Here is a 14,880-nt window from a genome sequence, read left to right as displayed (position 1 = left end):
GCCTTAAGTGTCATCTCGCGCAGGAGAGGACGGGTGCGGTGGGTGAACGCCGGGCTAGTAGCCTGAGGTTCCGGCGAACACCTGGATGAAGGCGAAGAAGATGGTGGCGGCAACCGCCACGTACAGCAGGGCGGTGATGATCCAGCCGGACTCACCCAGGATCCGTGCGGCGCCCGCGGGCAGGCGGATCACACCGTGCGTGACGTTCCTGGCGGTGACCCAGACGGTCAGCGGGATCATGGCAGCCCACACGATCATGCACAGCGGGCACAGGATGTGGATGTCGTACAGGGCCTGGGACCAGAGCCACACCACAAACGCGAAGCCCAGGGTGACGCCTGCCTGCAGGCCCAGCCAGTACCAGCGGGAGAATTTCGCCCCGGACAGCAGCCCCATGCCCGTGGTGATGATCACGGCGAAGGCGACGATACCAATGAACATGTTGGGGAAGCCGAACAGCGAGCTTTGCCACGTGGTCATGACCTGGCCGCAGGAAATCCACGGGTTAACATCGCACACCGTGGTGTGGTTGGGATCCTGCAGGACCGCCAGCTTCTCCAGGACCAGGGTCCCTGATGCCAGCCAGCCGATGGCGCCGGTGATGACCAGCAGCCACGCGAACGGCCGGTCGCGGGTCATGGTGGGCACCGACGGGGTGCGGCCGGGTTTGCGGTCCGGATCTCGGTCTGTGGCCTGACCGCCGCTGAGTGGTGAAATGCTGGGCATCGGTATGCGTCCTTTTCGTGGGGGTGCTCCTTGCCCGATTGTAACGCCGCCTGCTGGCAGGCCCCTTCAGGTCCGGCGGACGGACGGACCGGCCTCCGCCATGATTTACCCGGCGTATGAGAGAATGGTCATGGCTGGAAGCCGATCCACATTCGGCACTCCGGTCCGGTGGCTTGTTCCCAAGACCGCCAATGATGCGCAGGGTACGGTTCGGTGCTTCCGGACCAGGTTCCCGCGACGCCATTGAGCGGCACCTGGTTGTCTCGAGGAGAGCAACGGGTTTTCAGAACATCCCGCCGGCCTCCACGGGCTGCCGCACCCCAACGCCGGTGCGAACCTGGAGGTATCCACTTGACTTCTGTCAACGCCCGCGGGTTTTGACAATATATGCCCCAATGGGTGCCGGATGTGGCGGTACGTCAGGGGCAGGAGTTGCCACATATGGAAAATGAACAGGTTTCAGCCGTTACTGAAGATGCTGCGGCAGGCGAAGCCGCCACAGCGCCGAAGAAAGCAACCCGGACCCGCCGCAAGGTTGCCCCCAAGGCCGCGGCAGACACCGCCGACGCCGGCACTGCAGGAGCCGAAGAAGGTGCCACAACGGCCGCCCCGGGTTCCGACACGCCGGCCGCAGCGGAAACCAAGGCTCCGGTCCGCCGGACCCGCGCCCGCAAGAAGCCCGAGGCAGCCGAGCCGCTGCCGGCCTTCGCCGAGGACGCCGCCCCGCTGGCAGACATCCCCGCAGCCGCCGCAGCTGAGCCGGCGCCTGCCGCGACGGAGGCGGAACCGGAAACCAAGCCGGTGCGCCGCCGCCGGGTAGCCACCCGGAAGACTTCCGCACCAGCCACCGAGCCGGCCGCGCCGGCCCCGGCCACCGAATCCGTCGCCCCGCCGGCAGCAGCCCCGGCCATCGCGGAGCCGGTTGTGGCGGAGCCCGTCCTTGCGGAGCCCACCCTCGAGGCTCCCGAGGTCACCGAAGAAGCCCTGAACGCGCACGTCTCGGCCGGGCCGGTTCCGGCAGCCGACGCACAGGCTCCCGACGAAACGCCCCTCAGCACCCCTCTCGAAGCCCCCGCTGCGCAGGGCTCCGACGATTCCGCCACGGCCTCGCTGTCCGCCTTCGGTTCCCTGTTTATGGAGCCCGGCGCCGGTTCCTCCGTTCTTTTCCAGGCCCCGGACCTCACCACGGTGGTGCGCCCCGCTGCTGCCGTTGAAGAGCCGGATGAGGACGACGCCGAGGACGGCGACCAGGACGATTCCGCCAGCCGCCGCCGGCGCCGCAGCCGCGGCCGCCGGGGACGCAGCCGCCTGGACCGCGACGCCACCGACACCGGCGACGGTGACGATGCCGGCTCCGATGAGCAGGACGAAGACGATTCCGACGCGGCCGGCCAGCTGGACGACGGCGTGACCTCCCGCCGTCGCCGGCGCCGCCGCCGCGGCGACCAGGACCTGGAACTGACCGGAGGCGGCGATGACGACCCGCCCAACACGGTGACCCGCGTCCGCGCCCCCCGTGCAGCCAGCGAGCCCGTGGTCAACAACCGGGTGACGAGCGTTAAGGGCTCCACCCGCCTGGAGGCCAAGAAGCAGCGCCGCCGCGAATCCCGCGACACCGGCCGCCGCCGTACCGTGATCACGGAGGCTGAGTTCCTGGCCCGCCGTGAATCGGTGGACCGTCAGATGATCGTCCGCCAGCGCGACGACAGAATCCAGATCGCGGTCCTCGAGGACGGTGTCCTGGCCGAGCACTTTGTGTCCAAGACCCAGCAGGATTCCCTGATCGGCAACGTCTACCTGGGCAAGGTCCAGAACGTCCTGCCCTCCATGGAAGCCGCTTTTGTGGACATCGGCCGCGGCCGCAATGCCGTCCTGTACGCCGGCGAGGTCAACTGGGACGCCGTCAACCTTGAAGGCAAGCAGCGCCGCATCGAGAACGCCCTCAAGTCCGGCGACACCGTCCTGGTCCAGGTGACCAAGGACCCCGTGGGCCACAAGGGTGCCCGCCTCACCAGCCAGATCTCCCTGCCGGGCCGTTACCTGGTGTACGTGCCCGGCGGTTCCATGACCGGTATCTCCCGCAAGCTGCCCGACGTCGAACGCAACCGCCTCAAGCGGATCCTTAAGGACCGACTGCCGGAGCACGCCGGTGTCATCGTCCGCACCGCAGCCGAAGGTGCCTCCGAGGAGGAGCTGACGCACGACATCAACCGGCTGCGCGCCCAGTGGGAAGGCATCGAAAGCCAGTCCACCTCCACCAAGATCCTCGCCCCGGAACTGCTGTACGGCGAACCGGACCTCACCATCAAGGTGGTCCGCGACGTTTTCAACGAGGACTTCTCCAAGCTGATCGTCTCCGGCGAGGAAGCCTGGGACACCATCGAGGCGTACGTGACCTACGTTGCCCCGGACCTGGTGGGCCGGTTGGAAAAGTGGACCAAGGACCAGGACATCTTCGCTGCCTGGCGCATCGACGAGCAGATCCACAAGGCCCTGGAGCGCAAGGTTTTCCTGCCCTCCGGCGGTTCCCTGGTGATCGACCGCACCGAAGCCATGACCGTGGTGGACGTCAACACCGGCAAGTTCACCGGCAGCGGCGGCAACCTCGAAGAGACCGTCACGAAGAACAACCTGGAAGCTGCCGAGGAAGTGGTCCGCCAGCTCCGGCTCCGTGACATCGGCGGCATCATCGTCATCGACTTCATCGACATGGTCCTGGAATCCAACCGTGACCTGGTGCTGCGCCGCATGGTGGAATGCCTGGGCCGGGACCGGACCAAGCACCAAGTGGCCGAAGTGACCTCGCTGGGCCTGGTCCAGATGACCCGCAAACGCATGGGCACCGGGCTCCTGGAAGTCTTCGGCGAGCAGTGCGAGGCCTGCGCCGGGCGCGGTGTGGTCACCCACGACGACCCGGTGGAGCACCGCCGCGCCACGATTGTGGCAGCCGAGCACCACGTCCAGCGCGCCGACACCCGGCAGGAACACCGTCCCAACGATTTCCGCAGCCCGGAGCCCCGCCCCGAACGCGTTGACAACAACCAGCAGGGCACACGCCCGGAGCGCAAGCGCCGCCGCGGCCGTGGCGGCCAGCAACCCGAGCTGGCGCCGGCAGCCCCGGTCCAGGCGCACACCGTGCACCCGGAACCCGTGGACCCGGAGCGGCACGCCAAGGCTGAAGCCACCCGGCTGGCCCTGGCGAACATCGCAGCAGCCGCGCACGCCGCGCACCTGCACGACGACGAAATCGCCGCCGCCAGGCAGGTACCTGCCACGCCCGTGGACGCCGGTTCGCACGACGCCGACGCTCCCGCACGCCCCGGGGCGGTGCTGACCTTCGGGGGAGAGGAAGTTGTCCTTCCGTTTGTTGAGCACGCCGGTGACCAGCAGTCGCAGCCGGCGCTCACGCTGGACCGCCTGGCCGAAGCCTTCGCGCACCTCGGCGAACCGGTGACGGCACCTGCAGCTGCTCCCGCAGCGGTAGCACCCGTTGCAGCTGCGCCGGATGCAGTCCCCGTTGCTGCGCCCGCCGCAGCCCCGGAAAAGGACTACTCGGACCACACGCTGGAGCAGTCAACGCAGCGCCGGCCGCGCCGCAACCGCAGTGCCAGCCGTGCCCAGGGCGCAGCCAACGAAACCTCGGTGCAGCAGCACCAGAGTGCGCCGTCGGCTACCCCTGCGCACACCCATTCCGCAAAGGCGCCGGAGCCCGCGGCGGCTGCCGCCGCCAAGGCACCGGCCGCTGCACCCATCATCCTGGGTGTGGGCGTTCCGGCGTCGGAGCTCTAGGCACCAGGGGCACTGCCCCACCTGCATCGGAGGCCGGGAACCGCACATCAGTGCCGGTTCCGGGCCTCCGGCGTTTTAAGACAGGCAGCGACTTTCCCGCACCGGTGGTGGAACAGCTAGGCTGGGGACCGACACGGGGTGCCGCGCACAGGGCCGGCTGAGATCCACACCCGTTGAACCTGTCCGGTTAGCACCGGCGAAGGGATGTCTCTTGTCTTCGACCCTTACTGCGCCTGGCGCAGCCACACCTGATGCTGCCACCACGCCTGCTGCGGACACCTCGGAAGCCATTCGCCGGGACATTCCCCGGGTGCTCTCCATCGCCGGTTCCGACCCGTCCGGTGGGGCAGGGGTGCAGGCGGACCTTAAAAGCATCGCCGCGCACGGTGGCTATGGAATGGCCGCCATTACGGCCCTCACGGCGCAAAACACCCTGGGGGTGCAGGCTGTCCACATCCCGCCGGCGGACCTCCTGGCCCGGCAGCTTGAAGCTGTCAGCTCGGACATCACCATCGACGCCGTCAAAATCGGCATGCTGGGCGATGCTGACTCCATCCGCACCGTCCGCACCTGGCTCGAGGAGGTGCGGCCCGCCGTTGTGGTCCTTGATCCCGTTATGGTGGCCACCAGCGGCGACAGGCTGCTGCAGGCTCCGGCGGAGACAGCGCTGCGGGAACTGCTGCCGCTGGCGCACCTGATCACCCCCAACCTGGCCGAACTTGCTGTCCTGGTGGACGGCGACGTCCAACAGACCTGGGCGGGGGCACTGGACCAGGGAAGGCTCCTGGCCCTCGCCACCGGGGCCACCATCCTGGTCAAAGGCGGCCACCTGCAGGGCCCGGGCTGCCCTGACGCGCTGGTGAACACGGCGGGCCTGCTTGGCCCCGAGGTGGTGGAAGTGCCGGGCGCGAGGGTGGATACCCGGAACAGCCACGGCACCGGGTGCTCGCTGTCCTCTGCCATGGCCACGGTGCAGGCGCGGCTGGGGGACTGGGAAGCCGCGCTGCGCGAAGTGAAGCCGTGGCTGGCCGGTGCCCTTTCGGCGTCGGACCGGCTGGGTGTCGGCGCCGGCAACGGACCGGTCCACCACTTCCACCACCTCACGGCCGTCCCGGCGCCCGGCCGGTTCGAGGCGCTGCTGTGGAAGGAAGCTGCCGCGGACCTGGCAGCCATCTACGAACTGCCGTTCATCCAGGGTCTGGTCTCCGGCACGCTCCCGGAGCGTGAGTTCGCTTACTACCTCTCCCAGGATGCCCTGTACCTTAACGGCTACTCGCGGGTCCTGGCCCGCGCCAGCGCCTTGGCACCCACCGAAGCCGAACAGCTGTTCTGGGCGGGCTCCGCGCAGCAATGCCTTGAGGTCGAGTCGGAGCTGCACCGGACCTGGCTGGCGTCGCGGACCACCCAGCCGGACCTTGGCCCCGTCACCAAGTCCTACGTCGACCACCTGGCCGCGGCCTCGGCGTCGGGCGGTTACGCGGTGCTGGCCGCCGCGGTCCTGCCGTGCTTCTGGCTCTACGCGGAAGTCGGCCGGACGCTCCATGCACAGTTCGTCGCGGCGGGGGAGCCGGCGGGGCACCCCTACGCGGCCTGGCTGCGGACGTACGCCGACGAGGACTTTGCTGCGGCAACCAGGCGGGCGGTCGGCATTGTTGATGAAGCCGCCCGCAACTCCTCCGAAGCCGGGCGGGCAGCCATGGTGGACGCCTTCCGGCACTCCTGCCGGCTTGAAGTGGAATTCTTCGACGCGCCGCGGCTGCACTCCTGAACGCGGGCCGGCTCCGGTACCGGTACTATGGTGGGGCACGGTACCGCGCCGGTACATGCCTGTGGTTGCTATCACAGGCGACCCGCCGCTGCCAGCCTCATTTGCAGCCGACGACGGAATTAGCGTATTCTTGATCTTCGGTGCTTACGCCAACACTTGGGTTATGACCCCACGGCGTTGAGGCACAGCGAGAAACCAGCCATTTACGAGTTGGATTCCGCACGCAAATTTAGTAATAAACGTCGAGAGAAGTGAGTTCCCAAGTGGTGTACGCGATTGTCCGCGCAGGCGGCCGGCAAGAGAAGGTTTCCGTTGGAGACTTCGTTACCCTGAACCGCGTCGCCGGTGGAGCTGGCAGCACCATTGAGCTGCCCGCGCTGCTCCTGGTGGATGGTGACAAGATCACCACCGCTGCTGCTGACCTGGCCAAGGTGACCGTAACGGCTGAGATCCTTCAGGACCTCCGTGGTCCGAAGATTGTCATCCAGAAGTTCAAGAACAAGACCGGGTACAAGAAGCGCCAGGGTCACCGTCAGGAACTGACCAAGGTCAAGATCACTGGCATCAAGTAACCACCCGGTTACCGTTTCGGTTTTTCAGCAGATTCCCCAGAATTTAGAGGCAGGCATTTCAGATGGCACATAAAAAGGGCGCGAGCTCCACTCGCAACGGCCGTGATTCAAACGCTCAGTACCTGGGCGTCAAGCGCTTCGGTGGCCAGGTTGTTTCGGCCGGCGAGATCATCGTCCGCCAGCGCGGCACCCACTTCCACCCGGGTGCCGGCGTAGGCCGCGGCGGCGACGACACCTTGTTCGCGCTGACCCCGGGAGCCGTTGAATTCGGCACCCGCCGCGGTCGTCGCGTCGTCAACATCGTTGCTGCTGCAGCTGCAGAGTAACACCAAGTTCTGAAGCGGTGGAGCGGGCCTGATGGTCCGCTCCACTGTTCTTTTAACCGCATTACAATCGTTTTGGCGCCCACAGGCTGCCAGGAAACAGCACTGAGGAGATCCACGTGGCCAGCTTTGTAGACCGGGTAGTACTGCACGTATCCGGCGGTACCGGCGGCCACGGGTGTGTTTCCGTCCACCGCGAGAAGTTCAAGCCCCTGGGCGGGCCCGACGGCGGCAACGGCGGCGACGGCGGCAACGTCATCCTCCGCGTCGACCACCAGACCACGACGCTGCTGGACTACCACCACGCACCGCACCGGCACGCCACCAACGGTGGACCCGGCATGGGCGACTGGCGCGGCGGCAAAAACGGCGAAACCCTGATCCTCCCCGTTCCCGACGGCACCGTGGTCAAGTCCAAGGACGGCACCGTCCTGGCCGACCTCGTTGGCGAAGGAACCGAATACGTTGCCGCCGCAGGCGGCCTGGGCGGCCTGGGCAACGCAGCCCTGTCCTCCCAGAAACGCCGCGCACCGGGCTTCGCCCTGCTCGGCATTGAAGGCGAATCCAGCGACGTTGTCCTGGAACTGAAATCCATTGCCGATATCGCCTTGGTGGGCTTCCCGTCCGCCGGCAAGTCCAGCCTCATCGCCGCGATGTCAGCCGCCCGGCCCAAGATCGCCGACTACCCGTTCACCACCCTGATCCCCAACCTCGGTGTGGTCCAGGCCGGCGAAGTCCGCTTCACCATCGCCGACGTTCCCGGCCTGATCGAAGGCGCGTCCGAAGGCAAGGGCCTTGGCCACCACTTCCTGCGCCACGTGGAGCGTTGCGCTGCCCTGGTGCACGTCCTGGACTGCGGCACCCTCGAATCGGACCGCGACCCGCTCTCCGACCTCGCCGTCATCGAAGCCGAGCTCGAAAAGTACGCTGTGGACATGAGCTACGCCGGCCAGGACGGCGAAGTTGTGCCCCTGAACCACCGTCCCCGGCTGGTGGCACTGAACAAGGTGGACCTCCCCGACGGCAAGGACATGGCCGAATTCGTCCGCCCCGAGCTGGAATCCCGCGGCTACCGCGTCTTCGAAATCTCCGCCACGAGCCACGAGGGCCTGCGCCAGCTGGGCTTCGCCATGGCTGAGATCGTCAAGGCCGCCCGCGACTCGCTGGCCGCTGCACCGCCCAAGGTGCAGCCGCCCGTGCTCCGCCCCCGGGCCGTCAACGAATCCGGCTTCAAGATCCGTCGGGAGGAAAAGGCCCTGGAGCCGCTGTTCCGCGTCATTGGCGACAAGCCGGTGCGCTGGGTCAAGCAGACCGACTTCACCAACGAAGAAGCCATCGGCTACCTCGCGGACCGGCTGGCCAAGCTGGGCGTCGAAACCGAACTGTTCAAGCAGGGCGCCAAGCCCGGCGACATGGTGGTCATCGGCGAGGACGACGGCGTTGTCTTCGACTGGGAACCCACCATGATGGCCGGCGCGGAACTCCTGGCCTCCCCGCGCGGCACCGACGTCCGCTTCGCCGACATCGGCGACCGCCCCACCCGCGGCCAGAAGCGCGACGAGCAGCAGGAACGCAAGGACGCCAGGGCCGCCACCAGGGCCGAACTCGAGGCCGAGCGCAAGGCCGGCATCTGGACCGAGTCCGTGAGCAGCCGCCGCGTAGCGAAGCCCCTCAAGGAGAGTGGACTGGGCGCAGACGATGACCAGTAGCGCCCTGCCCGGCGCGGCCCTGGACCGAAGTGTCTTCGCCCAGGCCCGCCGGATCGTGGTCAAGGTGGGTTCCTCGTCGCTCACCAGCATCAAAGGCGGCATCTCCGAGCAGTCCCTGACGGCCCTCGCTGACGCCCTGGCCGCCAAGCGCAATGCAGGCACCGAGATCATCCTGGTCTCCTCCGGCGCCATCGCGGCGGGCCTGGCGCCCCTTGGCCTGGCCAAACGCCCCCGAGACCTGGCCACCCAGCAGGCCGCGGCAAGCGTAGGCCAGGGCCTGCTGATGGCACGCTACACCCAGGCCTTCGGCGCCCACGGCGTCACTGTCAGCCAGGTGCTGCTGACCGCAGAGGACCTGATGCGGCGCAGCCAGCACACCAACGCCTTCCGCGCCCTGAACCGGCTGCTGAACCTCGGCGTGGTGCCGGTGGTCAACGAAAATGACACCGTCGCCACCCACGAGATCCGGTTCGGTGACAATGACCGCCTCGCCGCCCTCGTGGCGCACCTGGTCCGTGCGGACGCGCTGGTCCTGCTGTCCGACGTCGACTCCCTCTATGACGGGCCGCCCGCCCAGGGTGCCACCCGGATTCCCCTGGTCACCGGTCCGCGCGACCTCGAGGCAGTGTCGATCGGCAAAGCCGGCAAGGCCGGGGTGGGAACCGGCGGGATGCTCACCAAGGTGGAGGCCGCCAGCATGGCTGCCGGCTCCGGGATCCACACCCTGGTGACCTCCACACCTAACGCCGCCGCTGCGCTGCGCGGCGAGGACGTTGGCACCTGGTTCACCGTGAACGGCGCGCGCAAACCCGTCAGGCTGCTGTGGCTGGCCCATGTGGCCTCCGTCCAGGGCCGCCTGGTCCTCGACGACGGCGCCGTCCAGGCCGTCCGCCACCGCCACACCTCCCTGCTGCCGGCCGGCATCTCGGCTGTGCAGGGCGACTTCGAGGCCGGCGATGCCGTGGAGATCGCCGGTGCCGACGGCGTCGTCGTGGCCCGCGGCCTGGTGAACTACTCGGCCGTTGAGCTGCCGCGCATGCTGGGCCGGTCCACCCGGGACCTTGGGGAAGAGCTCGGCACAGGCTATGACCGGGAAGTTGTTCATGTTGACGACCTGGTGCTGGTGTAAGCCCCGTCCTCGCCTAAACTTGAAGGATGACTGAGGCCCTGACCCACACAGCTGCTGACACCTCCGAAAACACCGCCGCCGGTTTCCCGGCGGACGCCGTGGCGCCTGCCGCCGCGCCGGTGACGGTTGATGCCCCGCTGTCCGAGGCTGACGTCGAGGCAGCGGTGCATGCCATCGCTGACCGCTCCCGCAAGGCCTCACGCCGGATGGCCATGGCCAACCGGGCGTGGAAGGACCGCGGCCTCGAGGCCATCGGCAAGGCCCTGCAGGACAGCGCCGACGCCATCCTTGCCGCCAACGCCCGCGACGTTGCGGCAGGCAAAACCAACGGTACCTCCGCAGCCATGCTTGACCGGCTCACCCTCACCAGGACCCGCATCGCCGGGCTGGTGTCCGCGCTGGACAACCTTGCCGGCCTGCCCGATCCCGTAGGCAACGTGGTCCGCGGCCAGACCCTTCCCAACGGGCTGCGGCTCCGCCAGGTCAACGTTCCCATGGGTGTGGTGGCGGCCATCTACGAGGCCCGTCCCAACGTCACCGTGGACATCGCCGGCCTGGCGCTCAAAAGCGGCAACGCCGTGATCCTTCGGGGCGGCAGCGCTGCTGAAGCCACCAACGGCGTCCTGGTGCGGGTGCTGCGCGAAGCCCTGGAATCCGTGGGCCTGCCCGCCGACGCCGTCCAGACCGTGGACCAGTACGGCCGCGCCGGGGCCACGGTGCTGATGCGTGCCCGCGGCAGGGTTGATGTCCTGATTCCCCGCGGCGGCCGCGAGCTGATCCAGACCGTGGTCACCAACTCCGCAGTCCCCGTCATCGAAACGGGGGAGGGCAACGTCCACATTTTCATCGACGAGTCCGCCGGCGTGGACATGGCAGTGGAGATCCTGCTGAACGCCAAGACCCAGCGCCCCAGCGTCTGCAACACCGTGGAAACGCTCCTGGTGCACTCTGGCTCCACCGTCCTGCCCGCCGTCGCCGCTGCCCTGCAGGCCGCGGGGGTCCGGCTGCACGCCGACGAGCGGATCCGCGCCGCCCTGCCCGCGTCCATCGAGTCCGTTCCGGCCACGGACGCGGACTGGGGCACGGAGTACATGGACCTGGACCTTGCCGTCGCCATGGTGGACACCCTCGACGACGCCGTCAGCCATATCCGGAAGTGGTCCACGGGCCACACCGAAGCCATCCTGACCAACGACCTCGCCAACGCCGAACGCTTCATCGCCGAGATTGACTCCGCCGCAGTGATCGTCAACGCGTCCACCCGGTTCACCGACGGCGGGGAACTGGGCCTGGGGGCCGAAGTGGGCATCTCCACCCAAAAGCTGCACGCCCGCGGCCCCATGGGACTGACGGAGCTGACCACCACCAAATGGATCGTCCAGGGCGAAGGCCAGGTCCGCGGGTAGCAACGCGGTAATATAGACCAGAAGCCTGCAGCAGCGCGTTTGCCGCTGCCCGAAAACCTTGAGCCTTAGGGGAGAAAATGCTGTTCCAGCAGATCGCCATGTCAGTTGCCGCAGAAGGCGAAGAGCACGAACTCGCTCCGCTGTGGGCCGAGCCGTGGGTTTTCGGCGCGGTCATTTTCGGCATTCTGCTGGTGCTGATGTTCATCACCTTGTCCTACTCCAACCTGGGAAACCGCCACAGCATCACCGAGGAGCACGCGGATCCGCACCGCCAGCACCCCAACAAGCACGATCACGGGCAGGGCCACTAACATTTCCGGCGTTCTCCACCACAGCGGTGCCGCCAAGGGCAGGCTCCGGCTGGGCGTTATGGGCGGGACGTTTGATCCCATCCACCACGGACACCTGGTTGCTGCCAGCGAGGTTGCTGCGCAGTTTAACCTTGATGAAGTGGTGTTTGTGCCCACCGGGCAGCCCTGGCAGAAATCGCACAAGCAGGTCAGTGATTCAGAGCACCGCTACCTGATGACAGTGATTGCCACGGCTTCAAACCCGCGGTTCACGGTCAGCAGGGTGGATGTGGAGCGGCCCGGCCCCACATACACCATCGATACCCTCCGCGACCTGCGGGCCCAGCGCCCGGATGCGGACCTCTTCTTCATCACGGGCGCGGACGCCCTGGCGCAGATCCTGTCCTGGAAGGACATCGACGAACTGTGGTCGCTGGCCCACTTTGTGGGGGTCACCCGGCCCGGGCACGTCCTGGACGGGATGGGCCGCACGGACGTCAGCCTCCTTGAGGTGCCGGCCATGGCGATTTCCTCCACCGATTGCCGCACCCGCGTGGCGGGGAACAACCCCGTGTGGTACCTGGTGCCTGACGGTGTGGTCCAGTACATCGCCAAGTACGGCCTGTATGCGGACGAGCGCACCGCCGTCACCAATCCAACTTCCGAAGCACGTGAACCCGCCAGTACCGAATGAGTCCCTAATGAGTCAGGAACAGCCAACCTTCCGTAGCCGCCGGGAACTCCGCCAGGCAAGGGAAGCTGGACAGGTGTCCGCGCAAGTCGACCAGCTTCCCGCTGCCGGCCAGCCGGATGCTGCGCCCCTGCCTGCCACAAAACAGGCCGAAACCAAGCAGCCTGACTCGGCGGCGCCTTCCGTAAAGCAGGGCCAGGGCGGGCAACCGCAGGCAAAGCGGCCCGCCGCGGCCAAGCCCGTTCCGGTGAAACCGGCACCCACCAAGGCTGTTCCCGCGGCGGCAGCTCCGGCGAAGCCCGTCCCGGCCAAGCCGGCCGGCCCGGCAGCTTCATCAAAGGCTCCTGCAGCGAAACCCGGACCAGCCAAGCCGCAACCGGCTAAGCCCGCTGCGGTGAAGCCTGAAGCGGCCAAGCCCGTTGCCGCCAAGGCTGAACAGGCTAAACCGGATCCGGCCAAGCCTGCCCCTGCCAAGCGAGCCGCCAACAAACCTGCTGATGCCGCACCGGAGGATACGTCCACCCAGCGGTCCTCCCAGATCCGTGCCCGCGACCGTGCGGCCCTGCGCACGCTGAAGGAGCAGGAAATTGCAGACGGGCAGCAGGCCGACGGCGGTCCGCTCACCCGCCGCCAAATCCGCCTGCAGCAGCTCAAGGAGCAGGCCCTTACGGCTGCCACTCCAATCGTTCCGGCGCCGGAGCAGGCCTCCGCAGGCCAGCTTGCCAAGCCCGCTGTCCCTGCCGCACCGGGCACCGCGCCTGGCCCCAAGGGCATGACGGTGGAACAGGCACTGGCTGCGCGGGCACTGATTGCCGAGCAGGCCAGGAACCAGATCGCCAAGATGGAGCACATTGCTTCACTGGACCCTAAGACCGCGGATCCCGAAGCCGTGGACCCCGCAGTCCTGGCTGAGCAGGTGGCACTTGCTGAGCGGGCGGCCGCGGTCAACCGGCGGGCCGGGGCAAGCAAGCCGGCACCGTCCACCGCAGATAACCTGGCCATGGTGACACCCCTGGAGTTTGTCGAAGTACCTGGCTTCGACCGGCCGGTCATGAAGCGCCCCGCCACGTCCCATGTTCCAGTGGTCACCCGGCCCGGTAGCAAAGTCGCCTCCGGACCGGGCCGTAAAAACCCGCCCGGACCGCGCGCCGGACGGCCCGCCCCGGACGCCGGCACCAGCCCGTCCCAGGTGATTGCCCGGGCGGAAGCTGCCGCACGGAAAGCTGCGGCCCCCGTTCCAGGCGTTCCAGCCGAAAGCTCTCCAGACGACCTCTTTGCGGACCTGCCACGCATCCCGGCCGCATCCGCGCATGGGCTGGACCCCCTCGACGCTGCCACCGCTGGGCTCGGCCGGGCGCAGCGGAACCGCCTGCTTCAACTCTGCATCCTGGTTTTTGGCATCGTGGCACTCGTCTCGGGCATTGTCCTGATCATCAGCGGCATGTCCCGCTGACCGGCTCCGCCGTACATCACAGCTTTTAATAACAACAAGGAAGTCCCATGACTGCTACAGAATCATCCATCAGCATTGCCCGTACCGCCGCCAAGGCTGCCGCCGACAAGATCGCCCAAGACATCGTGGCGTTGGACGTCAGTGAACGCCTGGCGCTGGCCGATGTGTTCCTGATCGCCTCGGCACCGAGCGAACGCCAGGTCAACGCCATCGTTGATGGCATCGAAGAGGAACTCGCCAAGCAGGACCTCCGTCCCGTGCGCCGCGAAGGCCGCTCCGGTGGCCGCTGGGTCCTGCTGGACTACGCGGACATCGTCATCCACGTACAGCACGAGGAAGACCGCGTTTTCTACGCCCTGGAGCGCCTGTGGAAGGACTGCCCCGTTGTGGATCTCCAGCTAGGGGATGACACGTCCGCTAAGGCTGCAGTTACGGCCGACGGCGAATAGTTCCGCACCATCCGGGCGAATATACCCGATTTGGAATTTTCGGAATTGCTGTTCTAAGATATTTGAGTTGCTTCGGGGAAACCCGGGAAAACATCGAAGAACAGCAGTAGTTCGGGGCTGTGGCGCAGCTGGTAGCGCACCTGCATGGCATGCAGGGGGTCAGGGGTTCGAGTCCCCTCAGCTCCACCGAACGGTCCGCCGGAATCATCATGATTCCGGCGGACTTTTTTGTATCCGCGAACGCCATCATGGTCTCCATGACCAGCAGCGGAACACGGCCAGCCTCCCGCAACCCCAGCGGGGCATGGCGGGGCCATCGACAGATCACGTCCGCGCCGGGTGTTGGTGGCAGGAAACGGTAAATACGCCCCTGGGTGAACGTCCGATTGGCGCGGAACACCAAAGTGCATTAAGCTGATCAGGTTGCATCGCGGGTTACCGTTGAGGCGGCAGGGTTTGGGGCTGTGGCGCAGCTGGTAGCGCACCTGCATGGCATGCAGGGGGTCAGGGGTTCGAGTCCCCTCAGCTCCACCAAACAAAAAGGGAACCACTGTCGTGAACTGCTCCCCGGGAGT

Annotated in this window: 12 protein-coding genes, 2 tRNA genes and 1 riboswitch; of the genes, 13 read left to right on the top strand and 1 reads right to left on the bottom strand. The window is 67.2% G+C overall.

Translation table 11 applies throughout. The features are described 5' to 3' along the window. Nucleotides 1–54 precede the first annotated feature (54 nt). The gene (locus ACU18_RS14575; RefSeq protein ID WP_050686667.1) at nt 55–726 is read right to left on the bottom strand and encodes a vitamin K epoxide reductase family protein; all 672 of its coding nucleotides are present in this window, start codon (nt 724–726) and stop codon (nt 55–57) included. A gap of 441 nt (nt 727–1,167) precedes the next feature. Between ACU18_RS14575 and ACU18_RS14570 the strand changes: the two genes are divergently transcribed. The 13 genes from ACU18_RS14570 (at nt 1,168) to ACU18_RS14510 (ending at nt 14,839) form a co-directional block, all read left to right on the top strand. After that, nucleotides 1,168–4,515, top strand: coding sequence for an Rne/Rng family ribonuclease (locus ACU18_RS14570; RefSeq protein ID WP_050686666.1), 3,348 nt, complete (start codon nt 1,168–1,170; stop codon nt 4,513–4,515). A 124-nt stretch (nt 4,516–4,639) separates the two neighbouring features. Next, nucleotides 4,640–4,737: riboswitch (TPP riboswitch) on the top strand. Nucleotides 4,738–4,804: 67 nt separating this feature from the next. After that, the gene (gene thiD / locus ACU18_RS14565) at nt 4,805–6,283 is read left to right on the top strand and encodes a bifunctional hydroxymethylpyrimidine kinase/phosphomethylpyrimidine kinase (protein ID WP_050686669.1); all 1,479 of its coding nucleotides are present in this window, start codon (nt 4,805–4,807) and stop codon (nt 6,281–6,283) included. A 263-nt stretch (nt 6,284–6,546) separates the two neighbouring features. Then, nucleotides 6,547–6,855, top strand: a complete 309-nt coding sequence (rplU, locus tag ACU18_RS14560; protein ID WP_015937330.1) for a 50S ribosomal protein L21 — start codon at nt 6,547–6,549, stop codon at nt 6,853–6,855. A gap of 62 nt (nt 6,856–6,917) precedes the next feature. Further along, nucleotides 6,918–7,181: a 50S ribosomal protein L27 gene (gene rpmA / locus ACU18_RS19370; RefSeq protein WP_009372867.1), complete on the top strand. Its 264-nt coding sequence runs from the start codon at nt 6,918–6,920 to the stop codon at nt 7,179–7,181. A 116-nt stretch (nt 7,182–7,297) separates the two neighbouring features. Then, on the top strand, nt 7,298–8,887 hold the full coding sequence (obgE, locus tag ACU18_RS14550; protein ID WP_050686662.1) for a GTPase ObgE: 1,590 nt from the start codon (nt 7,298–7,300) through the stop codon (nt 8,885–8,887). Then, nucleotides 8,877–10,016, top strand: coding sequence for a glutamate 5-kinase (gene proB, locus ACU18_RS14545; protein ID WP_050686660.1), 1,140 nt, complete (start codon nt 8,877–8,879; stop codon nt 10,014–10,016). The genes obgE and proB overlap by 11 nt, the downstream gene beginning before the upstream one ends. 26 nt (nt 10,017–10,042) lie before the next feature. Continuing rightward, nucleotides 10,043–11,422: a glutamate-5-semialdehyde dehydrogenase gene (locus ACU18_RS14540; protein ID WP_050686658.1), complete on the top strand. Its 1,380-nt coding sequence runs from the start codon at nt 10,043–10,045 to the stop codon at nt 11,420–11,422. Nucleotides 11,423–11,499: 77 nt separating this feature from the next. Next, nucleotides 11,500–11,733: a hypothetical protein gene (locus ACU18_RS14535; RefSeq protein WP_050686656.1), complete on the top strand. Its 234-nt coding sequence runs from the start codon at nt 11,500–11,502 to the stop codon at nt 11,731–11,733. Nucleotides 11,734–11,791: 58 nt separating this feature from the next. Next, nucleotides 11,792–12,406 (top strand): nicotinate-nucleotide adenylyltransferase, encoded by a 615-nt coding sequence (gene nadD / locus ACU18_RS14530; protein ID WP_050686654.1) that lies wholly within the window; start codon nt 11,792–11,794, stop codon nt 12,404–12,406. Between the two features lie 73 nt (nt 12,407–12,479). Beyond that, nucleotides 12,480–13,856, top strand: a complete 1,377-nt coding sequence (locus tag ACU18_RS14525; RefSeq protein ID WP_231686097.1) for a hypothetical protein — start codon at nt 12,480–12,482, stop codon at nt 13,854–13,856. Between the two features lie 47 nt (nt 13,857–13,903). Next, a complete protein-coding gene (gene rsfS / locus ACU18_RS14520) occupies nt 13,904–14,305 on the top strand; it encodes a ribosome silencing factor (RefSeq protein ID WP_050686652.1) in 402 nt (133 codons plus the stop codon). 113 nt (nt 14,306–14,418) lie between these two features. Then, nucleotides 14,419–14,491 (top strand) — tRNA-Ala (locus tag ACU18_RS14515). Between the two features lie 272 nt (nt 14,492–14,763). Further along, nucleotides 14,764–14,839: transfer RNA gene (locus tag ACU18_RS14510), tRNA-Ala, on the top strand. Nucleotides 14,840–14,880: the final 41 nt, after the last annotated feature.

The sequence above is a fragment of the Arthrobacter sp. ZBG10 genome (assembly GCF_001238605.1).
Lineage (GTDB): Bacteria > Actinomycetota > Actinomycetes > Actinomycetales > Micrococcaceae > Arthrobacter.
The sequence above is the reverse complement of the archived record's forward strand: the minus strand, read 5'-3'. Positions and strand labels throughout refer to the sequence as shown.

What these genes read in the sequence shown, in the direction of transcription:
- ACU18_RS14575 (WP_050686667.1), bottom strand. Translation starts at nt 726, where the DNA reads ATGCCCAGCATTTCACCACTCAGCGGCGGTCAGGCCACAGACCGAGAT.
- ACU18_RS14570 (WP_050686666.1), top strand. Translation starts at nt 1,168, where the DNA reads ATGGAAAATGAACAGGTTTCAGCCGTTACTGAAGATGCTGCGGCAGGC.
- rpmA (WP_009372867.1), top strand. Translation starts at nt 6,918, where the DNA reads ATGGCACATAAAAAGGGCGCGAGCTCCACTCGCAACGGCCGTGATTCA.
- proB (WP_050686660.1), top strand. Translation starts at nt 8,877, where the DNA reads ATGACCAGTAGCGCCCTGCCCGGCGCGGCCCTGGACCGAAGTGTCTTC.
- ACU18_RS14540 (WP_050686658.1), top strand. Translation starts at nt 10,043, where the DNA reads ATGACTGAGGCCCTGACCCACACAGCTGCTGACACCTCCGAAAACACC.
- ACU18_RS14535 (WP_050686656.1), top strand. Translation starts at nt 11,500, where the DNA reads ATGCTGTTCCAGCAGATCGCCATGTCAGTTGCCGCAGAAGGCGAAGAG.
- nadD (WP_050686654.1), top strand. Translation starts at nt 11,792, where the DNA reads ATGGGCGGGACGTTTGATCCCATCCACCACGGACACCTGGTTGCTGCC.
- rsfS (WP_050686652.1), top strand. Translation starts at nt 13,904, where the DNA reads ATGACTGCTACAGAATCATCCATCAGCATTGCCCGTACCGCCGCCAAG.